Annotated in this window: 17 protein-coding genes; 12 read left to right on the top strand and 5 right to left on the bottom strand. The window is 47.4% G+C overall.

All coding sequences use genetic code 11. From position 1 onward, the window contains the following. Window positions 1-150 precede the first annotated feature (150 nt). The 5 genes from AC4EHB_RS07925 to AC4EHB_RS07905 all read left to right on the top strand — a co-directional run bounded on the left by AC4EHB_RS07925 (window position 151) and on the right by AC4EHB_RS07905 (window position 6,416). On the top strand, window positions 151-720 hold the full coding sequence (locus tag AC4EHB_RS07925) for a copper resistance CopC family protein (RefSeq protein WP_490981151.1): 570 nt from the start codon (window positions 151-153) through the stop codon (window positions 718-720). A gap of 62 nt (window positions 721-782) precedes the next feature. Then, window positions 783-1,766 (top strand): copper resistance D family protein, encoded by a 984-nt coding sequence (locus AC4EHB_RS07920; protein WP_490981502.1) that lies wholly within the window; start codon window positions 783-785, stop codon window positions 1,764-1,766. A gap of 59 nt (window positions 1,767-1,825) precedes the next feature. Then, on the top strand, window positions 1,826-2,740 hold the full coding sequence (locus AC4EHB_RS07915; RefSeq protein WP_490981150.1) for a DMT family transporter: 915 nt from the start codon (window positions 1,826-1,828) through the stop codon (window positions 2,738-2,740). Between the two features lie 132 nt (window positions 2,741-2,872). Beyond that, window positions 2,873-4,600, top strand: coding sequence for an ABC transporter ATP-binding protein (locus AC4EHB_RS07910; protein WP_490981149.1), 1,728 nt, complete (start codon window positions 2,873-2,875; stop codon window positions 4,598-4,600). After that, complete coding sequence (locus AC4EHB_RS07905; protein ID WP_490975021.1) at window positions 4,593-6,416, top strand: ABC transporter ATP-binding protein; 1,824 nt, start codon at window positions 4,593-4,595, stop codon at window positions 6,414-6,416. The genes AC4EHB_RS07910 and AC4EHB_RS07905 overlap by 8 nt, the downstream gene beginning before the upstream one ends. Window positions 6,417-6,487: 71 nt before the next feature. On the opposite strand, the gene AC4EHB_RS07900 is transcribed toward AC4EHB_RS07905, so the two are convergent. Further along, window positions 6,488-7,537 carry an acyltransferase family protein gene (locus AC4EHB_RS07900; protein ID WP_490981148.1) on the bottom strand — a complete coding sequence of 350 codons (1,050 nt, stop codon included), beginning with the start codon at window positions 7,535-7,537 and terminating at the stop codon, window positions 6,488-6,490. Window positions 7,538-7,682: 145 nt separating this feature from the next. On the opposite strand from AC4EHB_RS07900, the gene AC4EHB_RS07895 reads away from it, so the two are divergent. The 3 genes from AC4EHB_RS07895 (at window position 7,683) to AC4EHB_RS07885 (ending at window position 10,187) form a co-directional block, all read left to right on the top strand. Continuing rightward, window positions 7,683-8,534, top strand: a complete 852-nt coding sequence (locus AC4EHB_RS07895; protein ID WP_490981147.1) for a GNAT family N-acetyltransferase — start codon at window positions 7,683-7,685, stop codon at window positions 8,532-8,534. A 73-nt stretch (window positions 8,535-8,607) separates the two neighbouring features. Beyond that, the gene (kynA, locus tag AC4EHB_RS07890) at window positions 8,608-9,462 is read left to right on the top strand and encodes a tryptophan 2,3-dioxygenase (RefSeq protein WP_490981501.1); all 855 of its coding nucleotides are present in this window, start codon (window positions 8,608-8,610) and stop codon (window positions 9,460-9,462) included. Between the two features lie 11 nt (window positions 9,463-9,473). Next, the gene (locus tag AC4EHB_RS07885; protein ID WP_490981146.1) at window positions 9,474-10,187 is read left to right on the top strand and encodes a glycerophosphodiester phosphodiesterase family protein; all 714 of its coding nucleotides are present in this window, start codon (window positions 9,474-9,476) and stop codon (window positions 10,185-10,187) included. 93 nt (window positions 10,188-10,280) lie between these two features. Here the strand turns inward: AC4EHB_RS07885 and AC4EHB_RS07880 are convergent, their stop codons facing one another. The 4 genes from AC4EHB_RS07880 to AC4EHB_RS07865 all read right to left on the bottom strand — a co-directional run bounded on the left by AC4EHB_RS07880 (window position 10,281) and on the right by AC4EHB_RS07865 (window position 14,452). After that, window positions 10,281-11,300 carry a DUF2804 domain-containing protein gene (locus tag AC4EHB_RS07880; RefSeq protein WP_490975017.1) on the bottom strand — a complete coding sequence of 340 codons (1,020 nt, stop codon included), beginning with the start codon at window positions 11,298-11,300 and terminating at the stop codon, window positions 10,281-10,283. A gap of 123 nt (window positions 11,301-11,423) precedes the next feature. After that, window positions 11,424-12,284 carry a DegV family protein gene (locus tag AC4EHB_RS07875; protein ID WP_490981145.1) on the bottom strand — a complete coding sequence of 287 codons (861 nt, stop codon included), beginning with the start codon at window positions 12,282-12,284 and terminating at the stop codon, window positions 11,424-11,426. 139 nt (window positions 12,285-12,423) lie between these two features. Then, window positions 12,424-12,987: a glycerol-3-phosphate acyltransferase gene (locus tag AC4EHB_RS07870; RefSeq protein WP_490981144.1), complete on the bottom strand. Its 564-nt coding sequence runs from the start codon at window positions 12,985-12,987 to the stop codon at window positions 12,424-12,426. 91 nt (window positions 12,988-13,078) lie between these two features. Next, window positions 13,079-14,452, bottom strand: coding sequence for a dipeptidase (locus AC4EHB_RS07865; protein WP_490981143.1), 1,374 nt, complete (start codon window positions 14,450-14,452; stop codon window positions 13,079-13,081). 149 nt (window positions 14,453-14,601) lie between these two features. Between AC4EHB_RS07865 and AC4EHB_RS07860 the strand changes: the two genes are divergently transcribed. From AC4EHB_RS07860 to AC4EHB_RS07845, 4 genes are all read left to right on the top strand, one after another. Beyond that, complete coding sequence (locus tag AC4EHB_RS07860) at window positions 14,602-15,855, top strand: hemolysin family protein (protein WP_490975013.1); 1,254 nt, start codon at window positions 14,602-14,604, stop codon at window positions 15,853-15,855. A 219-nt stretch (window positions 15,856-16,074) separates the two neighbouring features. Next, window positions 16,075-17,133, top strand: coding sequence for a YkvI family membrane protein (locus AC4EHB_RS07855; protein WP_490981142.1), 1,059 nt, complete (start codon window positions 16,075-16,077; stop codon window positions 17,131-17,133). A 345-nt stretch (window positions 17,134-17,478) separates the two neighbouring features. Beyond that, window positions 17,479-18,015, top strand: a complete 537-nt coding sequence (locus AC4EHB_RS07850; protein WP_490975011.1) for an RNA polymerase sigma factor — start codon at window positions 17,479-17,481, stop codon at window positions 18,013-18,015. Window positions 18,016-18,117: 102 nt separating this feature from the next. Beyond that, on the top strand, window positions 18,118-19,572 hold the full coding sequence (locus AC4EHB_RS07845) for a phospholipase D-like domain-containing protein (protein ID WP_490975635.1): 1,455 nt from the start codon (window positions 18,118-18,120) through the stop codon (window positions 19,570-19,572). Window positions 19,573-19,646 lie beyond the last annotated feature (74 nt).

The raw sequence follows: 19,646 nt of genomic DNA, 5'->3' as shown, positions 1-19,646 counted from the left end.
ATTCCATTATAAAGAAGAAAAGGACTATCGTCATCCTTTTCAAAATATTCCCTGCGATTATTTATAAGATACAATGACTATGCTTATTTTAACAAGCATGAGAGAATGGGGAAAGAAAAAATGAAAAATAAAGAAAAAGAGGGAAACTCAATGAAGAAAATAATTGTGGCAATGTTGCTGCTAATGATCGGGATGCCTTTCACGGCGCATGCCCATACAGCATTGACATCGTCTAACCCTGCAGAAGGTGAGAAATTGGCTGAAACCCCGGAGGAACTTGAATTGGTGTTTGGCACAATTATCGAAGAAGGCAGCATGATGACGCTCAAAGGACCTGAGACAGACGTGGCGCTGGATGGTATTTCAATTTCTGAAAACGTGATGAAAGGCTTAATCAATGAAGAGTTAGTGAATGGCCAATACATAATTTCATGGAAAATTATAGGTGAAGATGGCCATCCAATTGAAGGGGAAATTTTATTCAGTTTGGAGGCGGCTCCTGCAGAAGAAACAGCATCGGAAGAACCTGCTGAAGAATCCACAGGAGAAGCTGCACAAGAAGAGGCGGCTCAAACAGAGCCTGCCGAGTCCGATGAAGACCAGCAAGCTGCTGCGGATGAAGGGAAAGAAGGCGGCAGCCTTCTGACAATTTTATTGATTATTGCTGTTACAGTATTGATAGGGTTCGGCTCTGTCCTGCTGATCAAAAAGAAGCGATGATCTTTTTCACTTCAATTGCTGATTTTTTGCTGTATATCTCATTTTCCATTATCGCGAGTTCGGTGTTGTTGAAATTCATCCCTCAGTCCCATAAGCCGGAAATCCGTGAGCCGCGATGGCTGCTGATGTTAAGCGTAATCGGGATTGTGCTTTTTTCGCTGGCCCCTGTCATTGAATTGCTGGTGTTTTTGGACGGCGGTTTCGGGACGTTCTTTACCGTGCTGCTCGATTACCGGACCGGCCATGGCTGGGTGATTACCGCATTGATTTCGCTGCTCCTTGGCGTCACCATCTATTACGACGGCTCAAAATACATGGCCGCGTACTACACGCTGGCATTAATTCTGGCTGTCGGATTTTTCAGCCACGCTTCGACCTTGAATTTATGGAGCGGTTTCGTTGGCCATACGATCCATTTTTTGGCGTTGGTGCTCTGGGCGGGAATGCTGCTGCAGACAGCATGGTTATCAAAGGGTGGGCAATGGGAGCGATTCTTGGCGTGGTTCACGCCATTTGCCAGTGCCTGTGTCGCGATCCTGTTAATCAGTGGATTTGTCATCATGCTGTTCTTTGTGGCGCCAGCTGATTACGCCAGTTCATGGGTTCTGCCTTACGGCCAATTGCTGTTATTGAAACATTTGAGCATCCTTCCGCTATTGCTGGCGGCAGCCATCAATGGCTTTTTGAATAAAAAACGCCTTTACCAACAGGCATGGCTGAAAGCGGAAAGCATTTTGCTATTGGCAACGCTGGCAATGACCGCGTTCATGAGCAAACAAGCACCTCCGCACGATGTCAATGATACATTCCGCTCGGAAGGGGCGGCGCCGTTTATCGAAGCGTTCATGGGTCCGCTGTATATTCCAATCAGCGCAGCACCGGCCTTTTCATTGAATGGCCTGCTGCTGCTTGGAATAGCACTCCTTTGTTTGGTGATGGTGCCGCTGTCTTATAAACGCAGCCTGCCTGCCGGATTTTCCGTACTGTTCGGCATCGGTTTTATCGCAGCCGCGTATTGCGGCTTGATGCTGACCACCACTTTTTAACGAATACCAGAAAACCAATCTTCCGGGATTGGTTTTTCCTGTAGAAAGGAAGATTTGCCATGAACCGTATTAAAGGGATTGCAATGATCATCACGGGTTCGGTATTTTGGGGAGCAACCGGCCCGATGATGGAGTGGATGATGCATGAGTACAGCTTGACGCCTACTTTTGTGTCCACGCTGCGCCTGATGCTGGCGGGGGTGATGCTGCTTGCTTTTGTGAAAATGAAAGGAGTGAAAGTCACATCGATTTTCAGAGGGCGCATTTGGATCCGTCCACTTGTACTGTTCTCGATTTTCGGCATGCTTGGCGCGCAATTTACATTTGTTTCAGCCATTGCAGCCAGTGACGCAGTCGTCGCGACGCTGCTTCAATTTTTGGGGCCGATTTACATCATCCTATTCATTTCACTGCGCCAAAAGAAATTGCCGCCGCTTTATCAGGTGATCGGCATGGTGGGAACGCTGGTAGGGTTATTCCTGCTTTTGACAAATGGTCGTCCGGATGAGCTGATCATCAGCGGCGAAGCGCTGTTCTGGGGCATCTTAGTAGGACTGACGTTTTCTTTTTATACCTTATACCCAGCACAATTGATGCAAGAATGGGGCGTACTTCTTGTCGTAGGATGGTCGATGCTGATTGGCGGCCTGTTCCTGGCGATTGTGGATCCGGTGTTTCTTGCGGATGATTGGGGAAGCCTGATGGATCCAAAAGCGCTCTTGATTTTCCTTGCCTTGGTTATTGTAGGGACGCTGGCGTTTGTCCTGTTCCTAAGCAGCATGCGCTTTATCACGCCAGTGGAAACGAGTGTGCTGTCTGCGGTGGAACCGCTTACGGCAATGATTATTTCAGCTTTCTGGTTTCATCAGATACTTGCACCGACCCAGCTTACAGGAGCGCTCATCATGCTGGTGTTTGTCACATTCCTGTCGCTGGCAGGCAATGTTAAACTGAAAAAACGAAGAGTCAGATAAGTCACGAAGCGGCGCTTTATAGAAGCGCCGTTTTTTTTATTTTCAAGGAAATATACTGTCTGTTGTCAGAGAATTATGTCATAATAACAAGATAAAAGTTCGTGTATCGAAATGTTCAAGGAGGCTATGCGGGTGAAAACTGTTTTTTCGTACGCCAAATCATATAAATTTTTAATCGCCATCGCCTTATCTCTTATGCTGCTTGAACTGACAGTGGAGCTTTTGCAGCCGCTGGTCATCGCAAAAATCATCGACGACGGCATCATGGCGGGGGACCGCGATCAAATCATCGAATATGGAATCATATTGATGGGGCTTTCGGTCATCGCCTTTTTGTCAGGTGTGGTGAACTCCTATTTCGCTTCGCACGTATCGCAAAGCTTTTCGTTCGACTTGAGAAAGGCCGTCTACGGGCGGATACAGTCTTTTTCACTGGCAACGTTCAACCGCTTTCCGGCGTCGGGCTTGATCACGCGGCTGACCAGCGATGTCAACTTAGTCCAGCAGGTGCTGTTCATGAGTTTGCGCATCATGCTGCGCGCGCCGTTGCTCGTTATTGGAAGCATCGTCATGGCATTTGTCGTTAACGCCCAGCTGGCGGTTTATCTGGTGGTCATCTTTCCATTGCTGTTGGTGTTTTTATACATTATGGTGAAAAAAGGTGTTTCGCATTTCAGTTTTGTTCAGCAGCGGCTCGATCAGCTTAACCGGATGGTTCAGGAAAACTTACAGGCTGTCCGGCTGATCAAAGCTTATTTGCGCGGCAAACACGAATCGAATCGTTTCTCGGGCGTAGCCGATTCGCTGAAAACCGATACCGTGAAAGCATTCCGCGTCATGGAAATCATTTTGCCAATTCTTTTATTCGGCATGAACTTGTCGTTATTAGCGGTGCTTTGGTTTGGCGCCTTTGAAATTCGTCAAGGCAGTGCTGAAATCGGCGAACTGGTGGCAATCGTCAACTACGCCATGCGTATGACTGGCGCTTTCTCGATGTTCTCGTTCATCATTATGGCGTTTGCGCGGGCGAAATCTTCTTCTGAGCGAATCGAAGAAGTGCTGCTTGCGGAAGACGTGCGTGAAAAAGATGAAAATGGTGGAGACAATATGCTGCAGCGCGGAGCTGTCGAGTTCGATGGCGTGTCATTTGCATATCCCGGAACGGATCGATTGGTGCTGAAGAATATCACGTTCAGCTTGGAAGCGAATGAAAAACTGGCGATTATGGGTGCGACTGGGTCGGGGAAATCGACGCTTTTGCAGCTCATTCCCCGGTTTTATGATGCTAAGGATGGCATTGTGAAAATCCATGGCAGCGACGTGCAGAAATGGAAGCTGCGGACATTGCGCAAAACCATCGGCATCGTGCCGCAGCAATCGATGCTTTTCACGGGGACCATTTCAGACAACTTGTCGTGGGGGAAAGAACAGTCTGAGCAAGGTGAACTTGCCAACGCCGCTGTTAAAGCCCAGATCCACGATACCATCATGCGTTTTCCGGATGGCTATAACACGCGTGTCGGACAAAAAGGCGTCAATTTATCCGGCGGCCAAAAACAGCGCTTGTCGATTGCGCGTGCACTTGTACGCAAACCATCGGTGCTGATTTTGGATGACAGCACAAGCGCGCTTGATGTGAAAACGGAAGCGGCGCTGTGGGAAGAGCTCGAACGGGAAAATGCGACGATGCTCATGGTCACACAAAAAATCCGCACAGCGATGAAAGCTGACCGCATCCTGCTTTTGGAGGATGGTGAAATTTCCGCTTATGGAACACACGAACAGCTCTTGAAGGCGTCTTCACTTTATCGGCAGATTGCCTTTTCACAGCAAGAACAGGAGGTGGACGAGTATGTTTGAGGCGATTCGGCGTCCTTTCGGCTACGAACCGGTAATCCAGAAAGAGGACTTAAAAAAGAAAGACAGCAAAAAAACCGAGCGTGCGGAGAATTGGCAATCCACGCTGCTGCGCATCTGGAAACTGGTGGATGAACATCGCCTCCTGTTGGTGGCAGTGCTTGCTTTGGTGTTCGTCAGTTCAGCGTTGGCGCTGCTAGGCCCTTACCTGATCGGTTTTATTATTGATGAATTCATCGTCCCCCAGACGTTCAGCGGCATGGGAACGGTCATCTTCTGGCTCATTGCCGTTTATACCGGGCATTCTGTCTCGTTATACCTGCAAAACTATTGGATGGTCGGGATTGCCCAAGGAGTGATTTACCGGATGCGCACCAGGCTGTTCGAGCATCTTCAGCGTTTGCCGGTCTCATTCTTCGACAAACGCCAGCACGGCGAGTTGATGAGCCGCATGACGAATGACATCGAGAATGTGTCGACAACGCTTAACAGCACATTTATCCAAGTGTTTTCAAGCATCCTGACATTGACGGGTACCATCATTGTCATGCTGTGGCTGAGCCCGCTGCTGACGGTTTTGACGCTAATCATCATTCCCCTCATGTACGTTTCGATGCAATGGATTACGAAGCGCACGGGCCGTCTCTACAAAGAGCAGCAGCAAGCCATCGGCGAATTGAACGGTTTGATCGAGGAATCGATTTCCGGGCAGAAAATCGTCAAAGCCTTTTCACAGGAACCGCGCGTGATGGAAGAGTTTCTCGTGAAAAGTGAGAATCTTCGCCGTACAGGATTTTGGGCATGGACTTATGCTGGGTTCATTCCGAAAGTGATGAACTTTTTGAACAACGGCAGTTTTGCGATTGTCGCCGGCGTGGGCGGTATTCTTGCGCTTAACGGATCGATTTCAATCGGGGTCATTGTCATCTTTACTGAGTATGCCCGCCAGTTTACGCGCCCGCTCAATGACTTGGCAAACCAGTTCAATACCGTACTGTCGGCTATAGCAGGGGCGGAACGAGTGTTTTCGATCATGGGAGAAACGGAAGAAAAGGATGAAGCGGTTTTGAATGCCGATAAGAAGCTGCGCGGGCTGGTCGAATTTGACGATGTGTCTTTCAAATACGAAGGTGCGGAAGAGGATTGGACAATCCGTAATGTGAGCTTTGCCGTCGGCGTTGGCCAGACTGCCGCATTGGTCGGAGCGACCGGTGCGGGGAAAACGACGATTATGCAGTTGCTTGCCCGTTTCTATGACACGGCGGAAGGGCAGATACGCCTTGATGGCACACCGATCGAAGCGATGCCGAGGGAAACGCTCCGCAAACAAATCGCTTTTGTCCTGCAGGACCCGTTCCTTTTTGAAGAGACGGTGCGGGAAAATATTCGGTATGGCCGCCTCGATGCAACCGATGAAGAAGTGGTCGAGGCTGCGAAAAGGAGCAATGCCCATGACTTTATCGAGGCATTGCCGTTCGGCTACGACACGGTGTTGAAAGGCGACGGCTCGATGATCAGCCAAGGGCAGAAGCAATTGCTGTCGATTGCGAGAGCGCTCATCGCAGATCCTGTCATCCTTTTATTGGATGAGGCAACGAGCAGCATCGATACCGTCACAGAGCTGAAAATACAGGAAGCTCTTGAACATCTCATGGCCGGCCGAACCAGCTTCGTCATTGCGCACCGTTTGAACACAGTGCGGCAGGCTGATTTGGTGCTGGTGATGGAAATGGGTGAATTGGTCGAGTTCGGCCAGCAGCAGGACTTGATCAACAGCGGGGGTTTGTACACGGCAATGCTCGCGGATGCGAAGCTGTGACCGCATAGTTTAAATCTTTTCCAACAAAAAAGAGACGGAATGGCAGATACTCTGCTTTCTGTCTCTTTTTTTCAGCTCAAGTGCATATGTTTGTGCGGATTGAATCGGCCGATGAGGATTTCGCCGAGCGGAATCGTCTTGGGAATCAGGATTGACAAGACAATCGGCACGAATAATCCCGCTAATGTGTAGGTCAAAATATTATAAGGAAGCATATCTTTGACGACAAAGCCGATGAAGATGTGCAGATACATGATTGAAATCGAATGTTTTTCGATTTTCTCGAACCAAGGCAGCCTTTTAATGGCTGTCATCTGCTGGAAGATGCCGACGATTAAAGCTGACATCGCAATCGGTATGATGAGATCCAGCAAGAAATGGTCGTAGCGCAAAAATTTCAGGCTTAAATGGTAATTGATAAGTCCGATGCCATCGGCGGCCATTGCTAAAGCAACAACTGTCGCCGCAATGCCGATTGCGGCTTTCGGGATATTCATCCAAAATGCCTTGAAATAATAGCCGGTTGCAAAATAGACGACGGCGATAAGCACAACGTCCAGATTCCCAATCATTGGAATCTGGGCAGAGGCAGCGTCTGGTTCAGAAGCGAGCCCCATAGCGAATGATCCTTCCAGCTGTGCGGCCATATAACAGCCAGCCAAGATGGTGAACTGCAGCCAGCGCTTTTGGCGTGTAATCCACAAAAACAGCAAGTAAGTGGCGAACATAACCGTAACAAACCAGAAGACGCCGTGTTCACCGCGTAAAAAACGTCCGCCCACAGTCAATTCGATCAAGTCTTGTCTGAGGAAAGCTGAAGTAAGGGTGCCATCGCCTATCATCATGCCGTATTTGAAGAACGTCAATAACAGCAGGAAAAATAGATAAGGCACCATTAGCTGCATAAAACGTTTATGGATAGCCGGTTTTAATTGGCTATTATCGGTTATCGGTTTAAAGAACAAACCGCTCAAAAGGAAAAATGCCGGCATGTGGAACCAATAAATATATGTGATCAAAGGGGATTCGACAGGCATCGGCCCTGAATAATGCCCGATGACAACAAGCACCATCAGGAATCCTTTTACTGCATCCACCCACGTTAAACGTTTTTTCGCCATAATGCTGACCTCCGAAAATAAGTTCATCAACACATTATAGCCTAACTACAACGCCTTTAAACCAATGATACAGAACGGTAAAAGTTCGTTTAATTCTGTAATCTTGTGATACGATGAAAATAATCAAGTGAAGGGATGGTGGAAAATGAATATTTCCCTATCAATAGAGTCATTTCCGTTGGATAGCAAGACCGTTCAGGATGCCTCGAACTTTTTAACATTATTTCAAACAGATTACAGCCAAGTGCTCCATAGATCGCTTTGGCAAAATCCGGAAGCCAGAGGATTTGCAGTCTTCGCTTATACAGATGACGGGAAATTAGTAGGATTCGCTTCTTCGGCAGATATGGTCGGCTTGCATCATTATGAATGGTCGGTGCTGGTACACACGGAGTACCGCCGATTGTCGCTTGGCACCGCATTGGCAGAAGGCATTGAACACGGCCATGGCCAGCGCCAGGCAGAAAGCATACTGGCCGCATCCATTGAAACGCCCGAAGCTGCACAATTTCTGGAAAGCCTCGGCTACAGGCTCGATTTCAAGGAAATCTTAATGGCTGCGGGACCGTTGGAGGAGCTGGAGCTGCCGAATGACTTGGTTGTACGGCCATATAACGGCGAGCGGGAAGAATTGGATTCGCTGTTGGAGGCGGCTTTTGACGAAGGGATATTATCCGTGGTTTCCCATAACATCGAGTCGCCCGACCGGAACGTCTGGTTGATGGCACGGGACGGTAAGATGGTGGCTGCTGCGACGCTTCTTGAGGAGGGAGCAGATTTATGGGTGACAGCATTCGCTGTCGATCCCAAAGAGCAAGGCAAAGGCTATGGCAAGGCCTTTTTGTTATGGTGCAGGCATCATGCATTTGCTGTTGGCAAGCACCAAGTCCTGCTGGATGTGGAAACGGAAAATGACGCGCTGAAAGTCTACGGGAAGTCCGGCTTTGAAGCAGTAGACACCGTGGCCTATTGGAAAAAGGCAACAAAACCGGCATAATTGGTATGGAATACGAGCATAGCGGGTATAGCAGATGAGGACAGCTGAAGACGAGCAGGACGGAGCCCAATCCATGAATGATTACAAAAACGGCCAAAATATTGCAGCGGCAAATGAAAGCAACATCCGCACGGATTTTAAAGAAAGCATGACGTACGGGGAATATCTGCATCTTGATCAATTGCTGAACGCACAAGGCGGCGTCAGCGGACATCATGATGAAACCTTATTCATCATCATCCATCAAGTGTCGGAACTATGGATGAAGCTGATATTGCATGAACTAACCTCGGCAATCGACCATATCGGCAATGACGACCTTCAGCCAGCCTTCAAGCAATTGGCGCGTGTTTCGAAAATCCAATCCCAGATTATCCAAGGCTGGGACGTTCTCGCAACGATGACACCAGCAGAATACATGGAATTCCGTGGAGATCTTGGAAATGCCAGCGGCTTTCAATCGTATCAATACCGGATGATTGAATTTGCCCTGGGCTATAAAACGCAGCATGTGTTGAAAATCTACGAAAAAGATGAAGCGCTGCATAAGACGCTGTCGGAAGCTTTCGGCAAACCTGGGCTTTATGACGCCGCTATCCAAAAGTTGGCCCGAAGCGGTTTCCACATCAATCCTGAGGTCTTGAACCGTGACGTTACGAAAGTCTATGAATCGGATGAAAGCGTCAGAGAAGCATGGAAAACGGTTTACCGCGATGTGGATACGTATTGGGAATTATACCAATTGGCTGAAAAGCTCGTCGATATCGAAGACTGGCTTCAGCAATGGCGCTTCCGCCACATGAAAACAGTGGAACGCATCATCGGTTTTAAACAAGGAACAGGCGGCTCATCAGGGGTCAACTACCTGAAAAAAGTGCTCGACCAATACTTCTTCCCAGAACTATGGGAAATTCGGACGGAAATTTAGGAGGCCACGGGATGAAGATTTTTGCACATAGAGGAAGTTCCGGAACACATCCGGAAAACACGCTAGCTGCTTTTAAGGCAGCTGCGGCATTGCCTATCGACGGCGTAGAACTTGATGTGCATTTAACAAAAGATGGTGTAGCTGTTGTCATCCATGATGAAAGAATCAATCGGACAACTGACGGTAAGGGCTATGTCAAAGACATGACAATGGACGAATTGCAGGAATACGACGCTGGTTCCTGGTTCGCGGAAGAGTGGAGAGGGGAACGCATCCCGACACTCGATGAAGTGTTTGAAGTTTTCCAAGACACTCACCATCGACTTAATATTGAAATCAAATCGGATGTTTTTCCATACGATACTCTGGTAGATAAAGTTATCAACCTTGCCAATAAGCGAGGACTGATGGACAGGCTGCTGCTGTCTTCGTTCAACCACGAAGATGTCCTCCATATCTGCCGGGAAACGGAAGTGAAGTCGGCAATACTGACTTCTCAGATTTATGTGGACGTTTACGATTACGCCAGGGTCATCGGAACCAAACAAATTCATGTCTCGCTGCCGGCCGCATTCCGGAAAATGACGACCGATGCCTTAAGAAAAGGGTCGATCGTCTATGTGTATACCGTCAATAGCATTGAATACGCCGAACAATTGCAGCAAATTGGCATTCATGGCATTTTCACGGATTACCCCGCGCGCATGCTTGAGAAGCTGAAATGATATCAAAAAACAGGCCCCGGCGCAATTTGCGCCGGGGCCTGCTTTTATTGTTCATGTTAGGTGCCTCGTGCAATTGCTGCACAGCCACACGTTTCACCATTTCGCGAAATGCTCCTCGACCGCGCCGAGGATTTGGGAGATTTTCAATTTCCGGCCGTCGGGGTAACGGACATAGCCATTGTAATAGCCGATCAATTGATGGATTTCTGACTTTACCAGCTTCAAGTCTGTCTTCGATTCGCGTTCGAAAAACGGCGTGAAGGTTAATTTAACGTCATCAGAGAATTTGGTTTGGATAAACCAAGGTTCTTTGTAGTTCTCGCTATTGTAATGGAAAAGGACGTCTTCGTGCAGTTTCGTCATCTTGCCGTCGACAAAAAAAGCGTTTTCGGTCATGCCGGTGCCATCTGTCCATTTGCCCCCGAAATTCAAGCCGATGGTTTTACCATCGGAGCGCTGCGAAGCCATTCCCCAATTCCATGAGGACTCACGCGGCCAGATGCCTCTGCCGTAATCGAGTACTGCAAAACTGTCCCCCGGATCAATTTCATAAGTCCGGTTGCCAAGCTTTATAGACCCGGTAGCAGGAAGGGACAGATGCTTACCTGTGAATTGGAAAGTCTGGCGGTTCCGAGGGATAACTACATTCAGCGAATCGTGGTTTTCGGGATGGCGGATCAGCAAGGAAGCTTCCAGCGGCTCTCCATCGAATTCTTCGACCTCTACTAAAATGCGGGTTTCATTGTGCTCATATTCGAACTTTATATTCATCTCTTCATGGAGGAAGTGGCTTGTATCAAGAACTTGATTTGATAATTTAATTTGGCGGGTAAAAGGCATAATGACGGTTTTTTCATAAAAACGCTGCGTTTCGTAATTCAGGAAGTAGACAAAGCACACCGTCGAGTAATCCAAGTGGCAAATGGTAGCAGAAAACATCACTTCTTCGCCGAAAACACACCAGTAATTCCACTTTTTCTTGCGCATGAAATTGCCTCGAAGATTGCTGATTACCAGTGGCTGGCGTGCAAAACCTATCGCATTCGGATTTAATTGGCCTTTTGCATCACATAGCATGACATGTTCAGTAATTTCACGTTCCATATGTTGCATTGAATCCACCTCACCTTCAGCGATCATTGTAAATGGTAATTCCATTGTAGCAGAATTTTCACGAAATAACCGTCTTACAGGCACTGAAAAGCCCCGGATATCTTATATATCCGGGGCTTTCATTTAGTTCTGGGGCGGCTTTCTCCAAAGCAGAGCGATGGTTCCTTCGCCGGCATGTACAGCAAGAGATGAGCTTAGATCTCCAACCAGGATTTTAGCTTCCGGTACGATTTTAAGGATGTCCTGCTTGAGACTTTCGGCTTCGTCCAGGACGTTGCCGTGCATGATCTGGAACTTGTCAGTGCCGTATTTCTCGTGGTCTTCTTTTACACGGTCCAGCAGATACTGAATCGCTTTCTTATGCGAACGGACTTTGTCGATCGGGACCAATTCGCCTTCCGCGCTCAGTTGGACGATCGGCTTTACTTTCAGCAGGCTGCCAATATAGTATTGGGCTCCGCTCATGCGGCCGCCTTTATACAATTGGGACAGGTTGCCGATCAGGATGTAATTGCGCAGGTCATGGACTTCTTTTTGCAGAAGCTCGGCAATTTCCTCCGCCTCCATGCCTTGTTTTTGTAACTCAAGGCCGCGGTCGATCAAACCGGATAAACCATAAGACAATGCCAGCGAGTCGATCGCGTAGACTTTAAAGCTGGTCATTTCTGCAGCGGCCGTGGACGATGCAATGGTGCCGCTCAGTTTAGCAGAAGCGTGGACGGCAATTGCGCATTCGTATTCTTCTTTCAGCTTTTCATAGAGTTCCGCGAATTTACCAGCAGAAGGCTGGGATGTCTTCGGGAATTCAGCTGAGCTTTTGATGCGCGCATACAATTCTTTGTTCGTTAAATCGACGCCGTCATCGATGAATTCTTCGCGACCGAAATGGATATTCAACGGCACCATATAAACGTCGGGATGAGCTTTGAATTCTTCGGTAACGAACCCTGTCGAGTCAAGGATCCAGGCAATGGGTTTTTTCATGGGTTGCAACATCCTATCTTAAAGTTTTTTGAATAAATAAACTATAACATGAATAGCTTTAAGGACATAGTATTATCTTGAAGTCGAGTGAATCCGCTGTTTTAGGTATATGAAAACATTAGTGAATGGATAGTATTTATTATTTGTTGAACCGGATTTCGAAAGATTCTTTTATATCCGGAACGTGCTTGATGAGGATCAGAGCCATGGCAGCAAGGAGCGGCCAGAAGTCGGGAAGCTCGCTGAACCAGACCATCGAGACGGCATAAGCGAGAAAACTGAACAGCATTGTTAAGGTTGCGCTCTTGACGAAAGGCAGAAAGGCGGCGAACACTGCTGCCATCATCAGAAATAAAGTAGGTGTTAAAATCAGCGCAGCGCCGATGAAGGACGCAATGCCCTTGCCGCCCCGGCCTTTTAGCCAGACAGGGAAGAGGTGACCGCAGATGGCCGCGAGTGCCGCCACTGCAATTATCCATTTTTCAAAACCCAAATAATGGCCCAGCCAAATTACAATGCCGACTTTAGCCGCATCGCCTAAGAATGTCAGGAAAAAAGCGGTTTTACCGATAACAGCTCCTGCATTGCGTGCGCCTAAATTGCCGCTGAGTTCATTTCGTAAGTCGACGCCCTTCCACTTTCCAACCCACAAGGCTGTCAGAAGATTTCCGATTAAATACGAAGCAATCCAATAGATGGCCATTTTTACCTCCCGGAAAAGATAGTTGGTTCAAAAAACATGGCAAAGCCAAAAAAATGGCCTTCCTGTTCATAAGGAAGGCCATGGTTTGATTTTACAGCTTTGCGGCTTCAAATAGGTAATCGCTGATAACGCGAAGACCTTTATCAAAGTTTTCAAGATGGAAATGTTCGTTTGGCGCATGGAAGTTTTCCGAAGACAAGCCGAAGCCCATCAATACGACCGGCAAGCCCATGACTTGGTCGAATACGGCAACAATCGGCACGGATCCACCCATGCGTGTAAAAGCGGTTTTGACGTTATAGACTTTTTCATAAGAACGGCCTGCTGCTTGGATAGCCGGGTGATCGTATGGTGTCAGGAATGGCTGGCCTTTGTCGAATTCAGAAATTTTCACAGTGACGCCCGCTGGTTTATGTGCTTCGACGTGCGTCCGCAATTTTGCGACAATGTCATCCGGATCCTGGTTGGGTACAAGGCGGCAAGTGATTTTAGAACTCGCTTCGGCAGGCAGCACGGTTTTGATGCCCTCGCCGGAGAAGCCGCCAGTGATACCGTTGATTTCAAGTGTCGGACGAATCCAAGTGCGCTCAACGAACGAGTAGCCTTTTTCACCGAAATCTTCTGTAATGCCCAGGTCTTTCTTTTCTTGTTCCAAATCAAATTCAAGAGCGGCGAATTCAGCCCGTTCCGCGTCTGAGACTCCAATGACATCATCGTAAAAGCCTTCGACTTGGATGACCCCTTCTTTATCGCGGAACGATTGCAGGATCTCCACGATGGCATGCAGCGGATTTTGCACGGCGCCGCCGTAAAGTCCTGAATGCAAATCGCCTTTTGGCCCTTTGACATCAATTTGGATGCCGGCAAGACCGCGCAGCCCATAGCATACAGCCGGACGCCCGGGGCCTTGCATGCCTGTATCGGAAATGACGATCAAGTCGGCCTTCAATTGCTCCAGGTTTTGTTCTACGTATTTAGGCAGGTTCGGGCTACCGATTTCCTCTTCGCCTTCGACGATGAATTTGATATTCACCGGCAATTCGCCATTCAGTTTAAGCAAGGCTTCGACCGCTTTGACGTGCATGAACGTTTGGCCTTTGTCGTCACTTGCGCCTCGCGCGAATAATTTATTGTCACGCACATGAGGGTCGAATGGCGGCGTCTCCCATAGATTCAGCGGATCCACAGGCTGGACGTCGTAATGGCCGTATACAAGAACAGTCGGCTTGCCTTCCGCATGGAGCCAGTCTGCGTAGACGACAGGATGGCCGTCAGTTTCGAAGATTTCGGCGTTTTCCAGCCCAGCTTCCTGCATCGATTTTTTCAACCATTCGGCGCCTTTGCGGACGTCGTCTTTGTGTTCTGACAGTGAGCTGACAGAAGGGATGCGCAAAAATGCTTTCAATTCTTCAAGATGCTGTTCACGGTAATCTTTAAAATATTGATCGATTTGTTGAGCGTTCATATTATCCCTCTATTCCATAAATTTTAATTATGGAAAAATTATAACATACAAGATGTGGTTTTCGACATTTGGAAAAAGGCTATGATATAATTGTTGCTACGGAAATAGCTCGTTTAAAAACGTGTTTCAAGACACTGGAGGAAATAAATTTGTTTATTGCATTAGGATTCTTTTTGGCGATGTCGTTCTTCTTCTCGGGAAGCGAAACGGCTTTGACAGCTGTAAATAGGATGAAGGTCCATCTTCGTGCTGAGCAGGGTGATGTCAAATCACAAAAGCTGCAAAAATTGATCGCGAAGCCGGACCGCATGATTACGACTCTTTTAATCGGAAACAACATTGCCAATATAATGCTGCCGACGCTTGTCACAACAATCGCTTTGACGAGAGGATGGGAAGTAGGTGTTGCGACGGCTATCCTGACTGTCGTGCTCATTATCTTCGGGGAAGTGCTGCCGAAAACAATTGCGGCAACATTCTCGGATAAAGTCGCGTATTTGGTATTCCCGGTTATTTCATTTCTCGTTGTCATCTTTAAGCCGCTGACATGGATTTTGGCGCAATTTACAAACATCTTTATCCGCATCATTTCGAAAGGGACCGTCAAAGAAGCGACGATGACCAAAGAGGAATTGCGGACGATGGTTGACATTGCTTCGACTGAAGGAACGTTTGAAGAAGATGAATCCGAGCGCATCAAAGGCGTGCTCGACTTCCCGCACAAAGATGTTTCTGACGTCATGTCGACCCACCGCACCGATACTGTCGGCATTTCACTCGATTCGACTTATGAAGAAGTGCGCGATTTAATCCTCGATTCTTCGTATACGCGCTATCCGGTCTACGAAGAAAGCCTCGACAATATTGTCGGTCTGTTTTTATCGAAGAAATTGATCGAATGGTCGATGAACCCGAATCTGACGCTTGCTGAATTGATGGATGACAATCCATTATTCGTCGTGCAGTCGGTCAGTGTGGAAAAAGTCTTCAAGATGATGATGGCGAAGAAAAAGCATATGGCCGTCATACTTGATGAATACGGTGGGACGCTCGGCATCGTTACTCATGAAGACATCATCGAAGAAATGATCGGGCAGGACATTGAAGATGAAACGGATGAAGAAGAAGACGAACTGGTCTTCGAAATGACCGACACTCAGCTGACTTGCCACGGACGCCTGGAAATTGAGGATGTCAACGAAATGTTCCACGTGGACGTGCCGGGTGACCATGATACGATTGCCGGTTTTGTCATGCAGCAGCTTGGGCATGTACCGGAAGAAAGCGAAGAGTTCATTTACGAAAACCTTCACGTCAAAATTAATGAAATGGACCGCAATCGCATCATGCGATTGACGATTACGAAAAATGCAAATGAAGAAATGATGGCCAATTCACTATAAAGGCAGCGTAGAATCCTCGGCGAATCCGATAATTCGTCGGGGGTTCTTTTTTATTGCCCGAAAATAGGGATTCGCTGGGATTTATAGGCGAAGAAAGCCCGGTTTTCATGTGAATCGCGTGTATATTGTTTATTGTTTATTCCTAAAGGTAAAGAATAAAGGAGCTTAGTTTAACACACGGCTAAAAAATAGCGTCCATTAAAATGAAAGGGGAATAAGATGAAGAAAAGTTTGAAAATCGCAAGTGCATTTATAGGGATTGTAGTCGGTGCGGGTTTTGCATCCGGCCAGGAAATATTGCAATATTACACTAGTTTTGGCTATTGGGGGCTCGCGGGAGTTGCGCTTGCCACTGTGCTCTTCGGCTACTTGGGAAAAGTGCTGACCGGGCTTGGCAGCAGGTTGCAGACAGTGTCCCATGAAGAAGTGGTATACAAGATTGGCGGAAAAGTAATCGGGAGGATTATTGATTACACACTAATTCTCACGTTGTTCGGTATTCTGGTCGTTATGATTGCAGGAGCGGGATCGATTTTCTCGCAGCAGTTTGGATTAGCCCCAGCGTTCGGCCGGGCAGTAATGACGGTTTTGGTTATTCTCACAATCATGCTCAATGTTAAAAAAGTCATTACGATTATCGGCAGTGTCACGCCATTTCTTATTTTGATGGTTGTCGGGATAGCGGCTTACAGTTTGCTGACGATGGACGCCAGCTTTACTGAACTCGAGCCGGTCGCGAAAGAGCAATTGTCAGCTGCACCGAATTGGTTCATATCAGCGATCAATTACGTTTCATTGTCGATTGCACTGACGACTTCTATGGCGCTTGTGATGGGAGGCGCGGAAAAAAATTCTAAAGTTGCAGCACGCGGCGGGATGATTGGCGGCATCGTTTTCGGCGTATTGATATTGCTGAGCTATTTGGCTATTTTCTCGAAAGTGGACGTCGTCGGAGGTTCTGATTTGCCTATGCTGAGCTTGGCGGACAATATTTCACCATTTCTTGGCATTGTCATGGCCATCGTCATCTTCGCCATGATTTATAATACAGCTGTCAGCTTGCTGCTGTCATTCTCCGCGCGATTCACTGAAATGGGTACGAAACGCTTCAGAATTTTCGTGATTATTTCAGGGATCATCGCGTTCGGTTTGAGCTTTGTCGGCTTTACGCAATTGGTCAACTGGTTCTACCCGGTTGTCGGCTACTTGGGCTTGCTCCTTGTAGGTGCATTGATGCTGGCGAATATCCGCAAAGTCGGTAAAGCAAAAGAACAATAATAATGTAAATGCAACAGAGGAAGCAGTGCTGCAGGCAATCCGATTACGGGAGGTCTGAGGCGCTGCTTTTTTGTGGTTGCGTGGGCATCTGTACTTTTCTTATTGTCGAGTTGCAGCGGCCAGATTCTCGGGTCATAAGCCAGCCTGGCTGTGCGGCTGAAAACACGTCGCTTCGCCAGTCTGTCTTATGCCGGTCGAATCCGAACGGCCGCTTCCACTTTTCTTTATTACAAATATGTAAGCGAAATGAAAGTGAATGCGATAGAGGGAAAGGTTGGGGTGCGGCACAATAAGGTTAACAAGAAAACACAGGAACCGGTAAGTAAACGGATGGAGGAAACGATCATGGAAAATGTTTACGCAGAATACAATCGCTATATCTATCATTTATGCCTGAAATTGACGCGCAACAAAGCCGAGGCGGAAGATTTGATGCAAGAGGTGTGGCTGAAAGTCGTTCGTTATGAATCATCGATCAAAGATGTCGACCACGTAAAAGCATGGCTAACGACGATCTGCATGAACACATTCCGTGACCGTTACCGCAAAAACGTGCGCCGCAGCAAGCATATGGTCCAACAGCCGGAAGGGCTCGACGTCTCCTTGCTGGATTTGATTCCATCTGACGCAGCAGGCACAGCGGAACTATTGGAACAGCAAGACGTTTCCGACATGATCCGCGGCAAGATATCGGAATTGGATTCAATTTACCGCACAACAATCCTTTACTTCTATGTACATCAATTATCGCTTATTGAAATTGCGGAAACGATGAAAGTGTCAATTGGCACCGTGAAATCCCGTTTGTTCCGCGGCAAACAGCGCTTAAAAGATATGCTGATGGAAGATGCTCGTACCCGCGAATACGTTGTAACAGCTTAAGCGCTATCTTTACGAACCCACCTATATAGGTGGGTTTTTTTTCCATAAAATTAATCCATTGTTTTCACTTCTTCTTGCTATAATGAAGAGGAGGGGGAGCGAATTATGAAGAAAAGAGTAACAGGGTGGAGCAAGCGCAGAAGAATCGTCTATACAATAGCAGGGGTACTGGCCATAATGTATTTGATTGTCATCATTTGGCATACATATAAACCGCTGCCTGAAGGAATTTCCTATGCAGGCGAATTGCGCAATGTAGAGAACGTGGAAATGCTGTATGACCTATCGTATGCCCAGGATAAAGAAGGTACGCAAACCGAGTATCATCTGGAAATATACGATGAGATTTTTACAATGATTGATGAAGCAGAAGAATTTATCGTTCTGGACCTTTTTCTTTTCGATAATTACAATGACCAAAAAATAGAATTTCCAGCCATATCTGAATTGCTGACAGAGCATTTATTGAAAAAGAAAGAAGCAAATCCGGATATGCCGATTTATTTTATCAGCGATCCCTTGAACACGGGTTACGGCTCTTATGAAAATCAATTTTTCGATACGATGGACAAGGCAGGAATCGAAATTATTATTACGGATTTGGATAAACTGCGCGACTCGATGCCGCTGTATTCAGGCTTTTACCGTGTCATTTTTCAGTGGTTCGATACGGGCGGCCGCGGCTGGGTGCCGAATGGCATGTCCAGTGACGCACCTGATTTATCCATTGCCTCTTATTTGACGATGCTGAACATCAAAGCGAATCACAGAAAAGTGGTTATTACAGAAAAAGAAGCCATCGTCAGCTCGGCAAATCCCCATAACGCCAGCGGCCTTCACGGCAATATGGCGTTCAAAGTAAGCGGCGAAATTATTAATGATCTCCTGGAAGCGGAAGAAGCCGTTTCGAAGTTTTCCGGTGGACCGGAATTTCCAAGAATCGACGCAGCCGAACAAACAGGAGAGTACCAAGCGCAGTATTTGACGGAAAAGAAAATCCAGGATGCCCTTCTAGCGGATATCGTAAAAGCGCAGGATGGGGATGCCATCAGGCTTGGCATGTTCTATATCGCGCAGGCAGAAGTGGTTGACGCATTGGAAAAGGCGGCAAAAAGAGGCGTCGATGTCAAGATGATCCTAGACCCGAACGAAAATGCCTTCGGTACGGAAAAAACCGGCCTTCCGAACCGGCCTGTGGTTAATGAGATTCTGGAAAACTCCGGCAATAAAGTGCAAGCGCGTTGGTACAATGCAGTTGTTGGCCAATATCACACGAAAACATTGATGATCAAAACTGCGGAAGAAACATATATCTATGGCGGTTCAGCCAATTACACCGAACGAACGCTGGATAATTACAATTTGGAAAGCGATATCCGGATCATTGCCCCGAACGACAGTGACATCACTGGGAAAGTAGATAGCTATTTCAATATGCTATGGGACAACGAAGACGCGCTGTATACGCTTGACGTTGAAGAATACCAGGATGACTTCACTTTCTGGCAGCGCGGTATCTACGCTTTCCAGAAAATATTCAAACTGACTACTTATTGAGTTAGGTATGCAGCGGCAATCGTCGAATAAAACAAAAAAAGTGGACCCGAGAAAAATTTTTCTCGGGTCCACTT

This window comes from Planococcus sp. TJ-302 (genome assembly GCF_058268455.1).
Note: the sequence above shows the minus strand (reverse complement) of the source record. Positions and strands in the feature narration are given on the sequence as shown.

Coding starts and splice junctions, on each gene's coding strand:
- AC4EHB_RS07925 (WP_490981151.1), top strand. CDS start 151: ATGAAGAAAATAATTGTGGCAATGTTGCTGCTAATGATCGGGATGCCT.
- AC4EHB_RS07915 (WP_490981150.1), top strand. CDS start 1,826: ATGAACCGTATTAAAGGGATTGCAATGATCATCACGGGTTCGGTATTT.
- AC4EHB_RS07905 (WP_490975021.1), top strand. CDS start 4,593: ATGTTTGAGGCGATTCGGCGTCCTTTCGGCTACGAACCGGTAATCCAG.
- AC4EHB_RS07900 (WP_490981148.1), bottom strand. CDS start 7,537: ATGGCGAAAAAACGTTTAACGTGGGTGGATGCAGTAAAAGGATTCCTG.
- AC4EHB_RS07895 (WP_490981147.1), top strand. CDS start 7,683: ATGAATATTTCCCTATCAATAGAGTCATTTCCGTTGGATAGCAAGACC.
- kynA (WP_490981501.1), top strand. CDS start 8,608: ATGAATGATTACAAAAACGGCCAAAATATTGCAGCGGCAAATGAAAGC.
- AC4EHB_RS07885 (WP_490981146.1), top strand. CDS start 9,474: ATGAAGATTTTTGCACATAGAGGAAGTTCCGGAACACATCCGGAAAAC.
- AC4EHB_RS07880 (WP_490975017.1), bottom strand. CDS start 11,300: ATGCAACATATGGAACGTGAAATTACTGAACATGTCATGCTATGTGAT.
- AC4EHB_RS07875 (WP_490981145.1), bottom strand. CDS start 12,284: ATGAAAAAACCCATTGCCTGGATCCTTGACTCGACAGGGTTCGTTACC.
- AC4EHB_RS07870 (WP_490981144.1), bottom strand. CDS start 12,987: ATGGCCATCTATTGGATTGCTTCGTATTTAATCGGAAATCTTCTGACA.
- AC4EHB_RS07865 (WP_490981143.1), bottom strand. CDS start 14,452: ATGAACGCTCAACAAATCGATCAATATTTTAAAGATTACCGTGAACAG.
- AC4EHB_RS07855 (WP_490981142.1), top strand. CDS start 16,075: ATGAAGAAAAGTTTGAAAATCGCAAGTGCATTTATAGGGATTGTAGTC.
- AC4EHB_RS07850 (WP_490975011.1), top strand. CDS start 17,479: ATGGAAAATGTTTACGCAGAATACAATCGCTATATCTATCATTTATGC.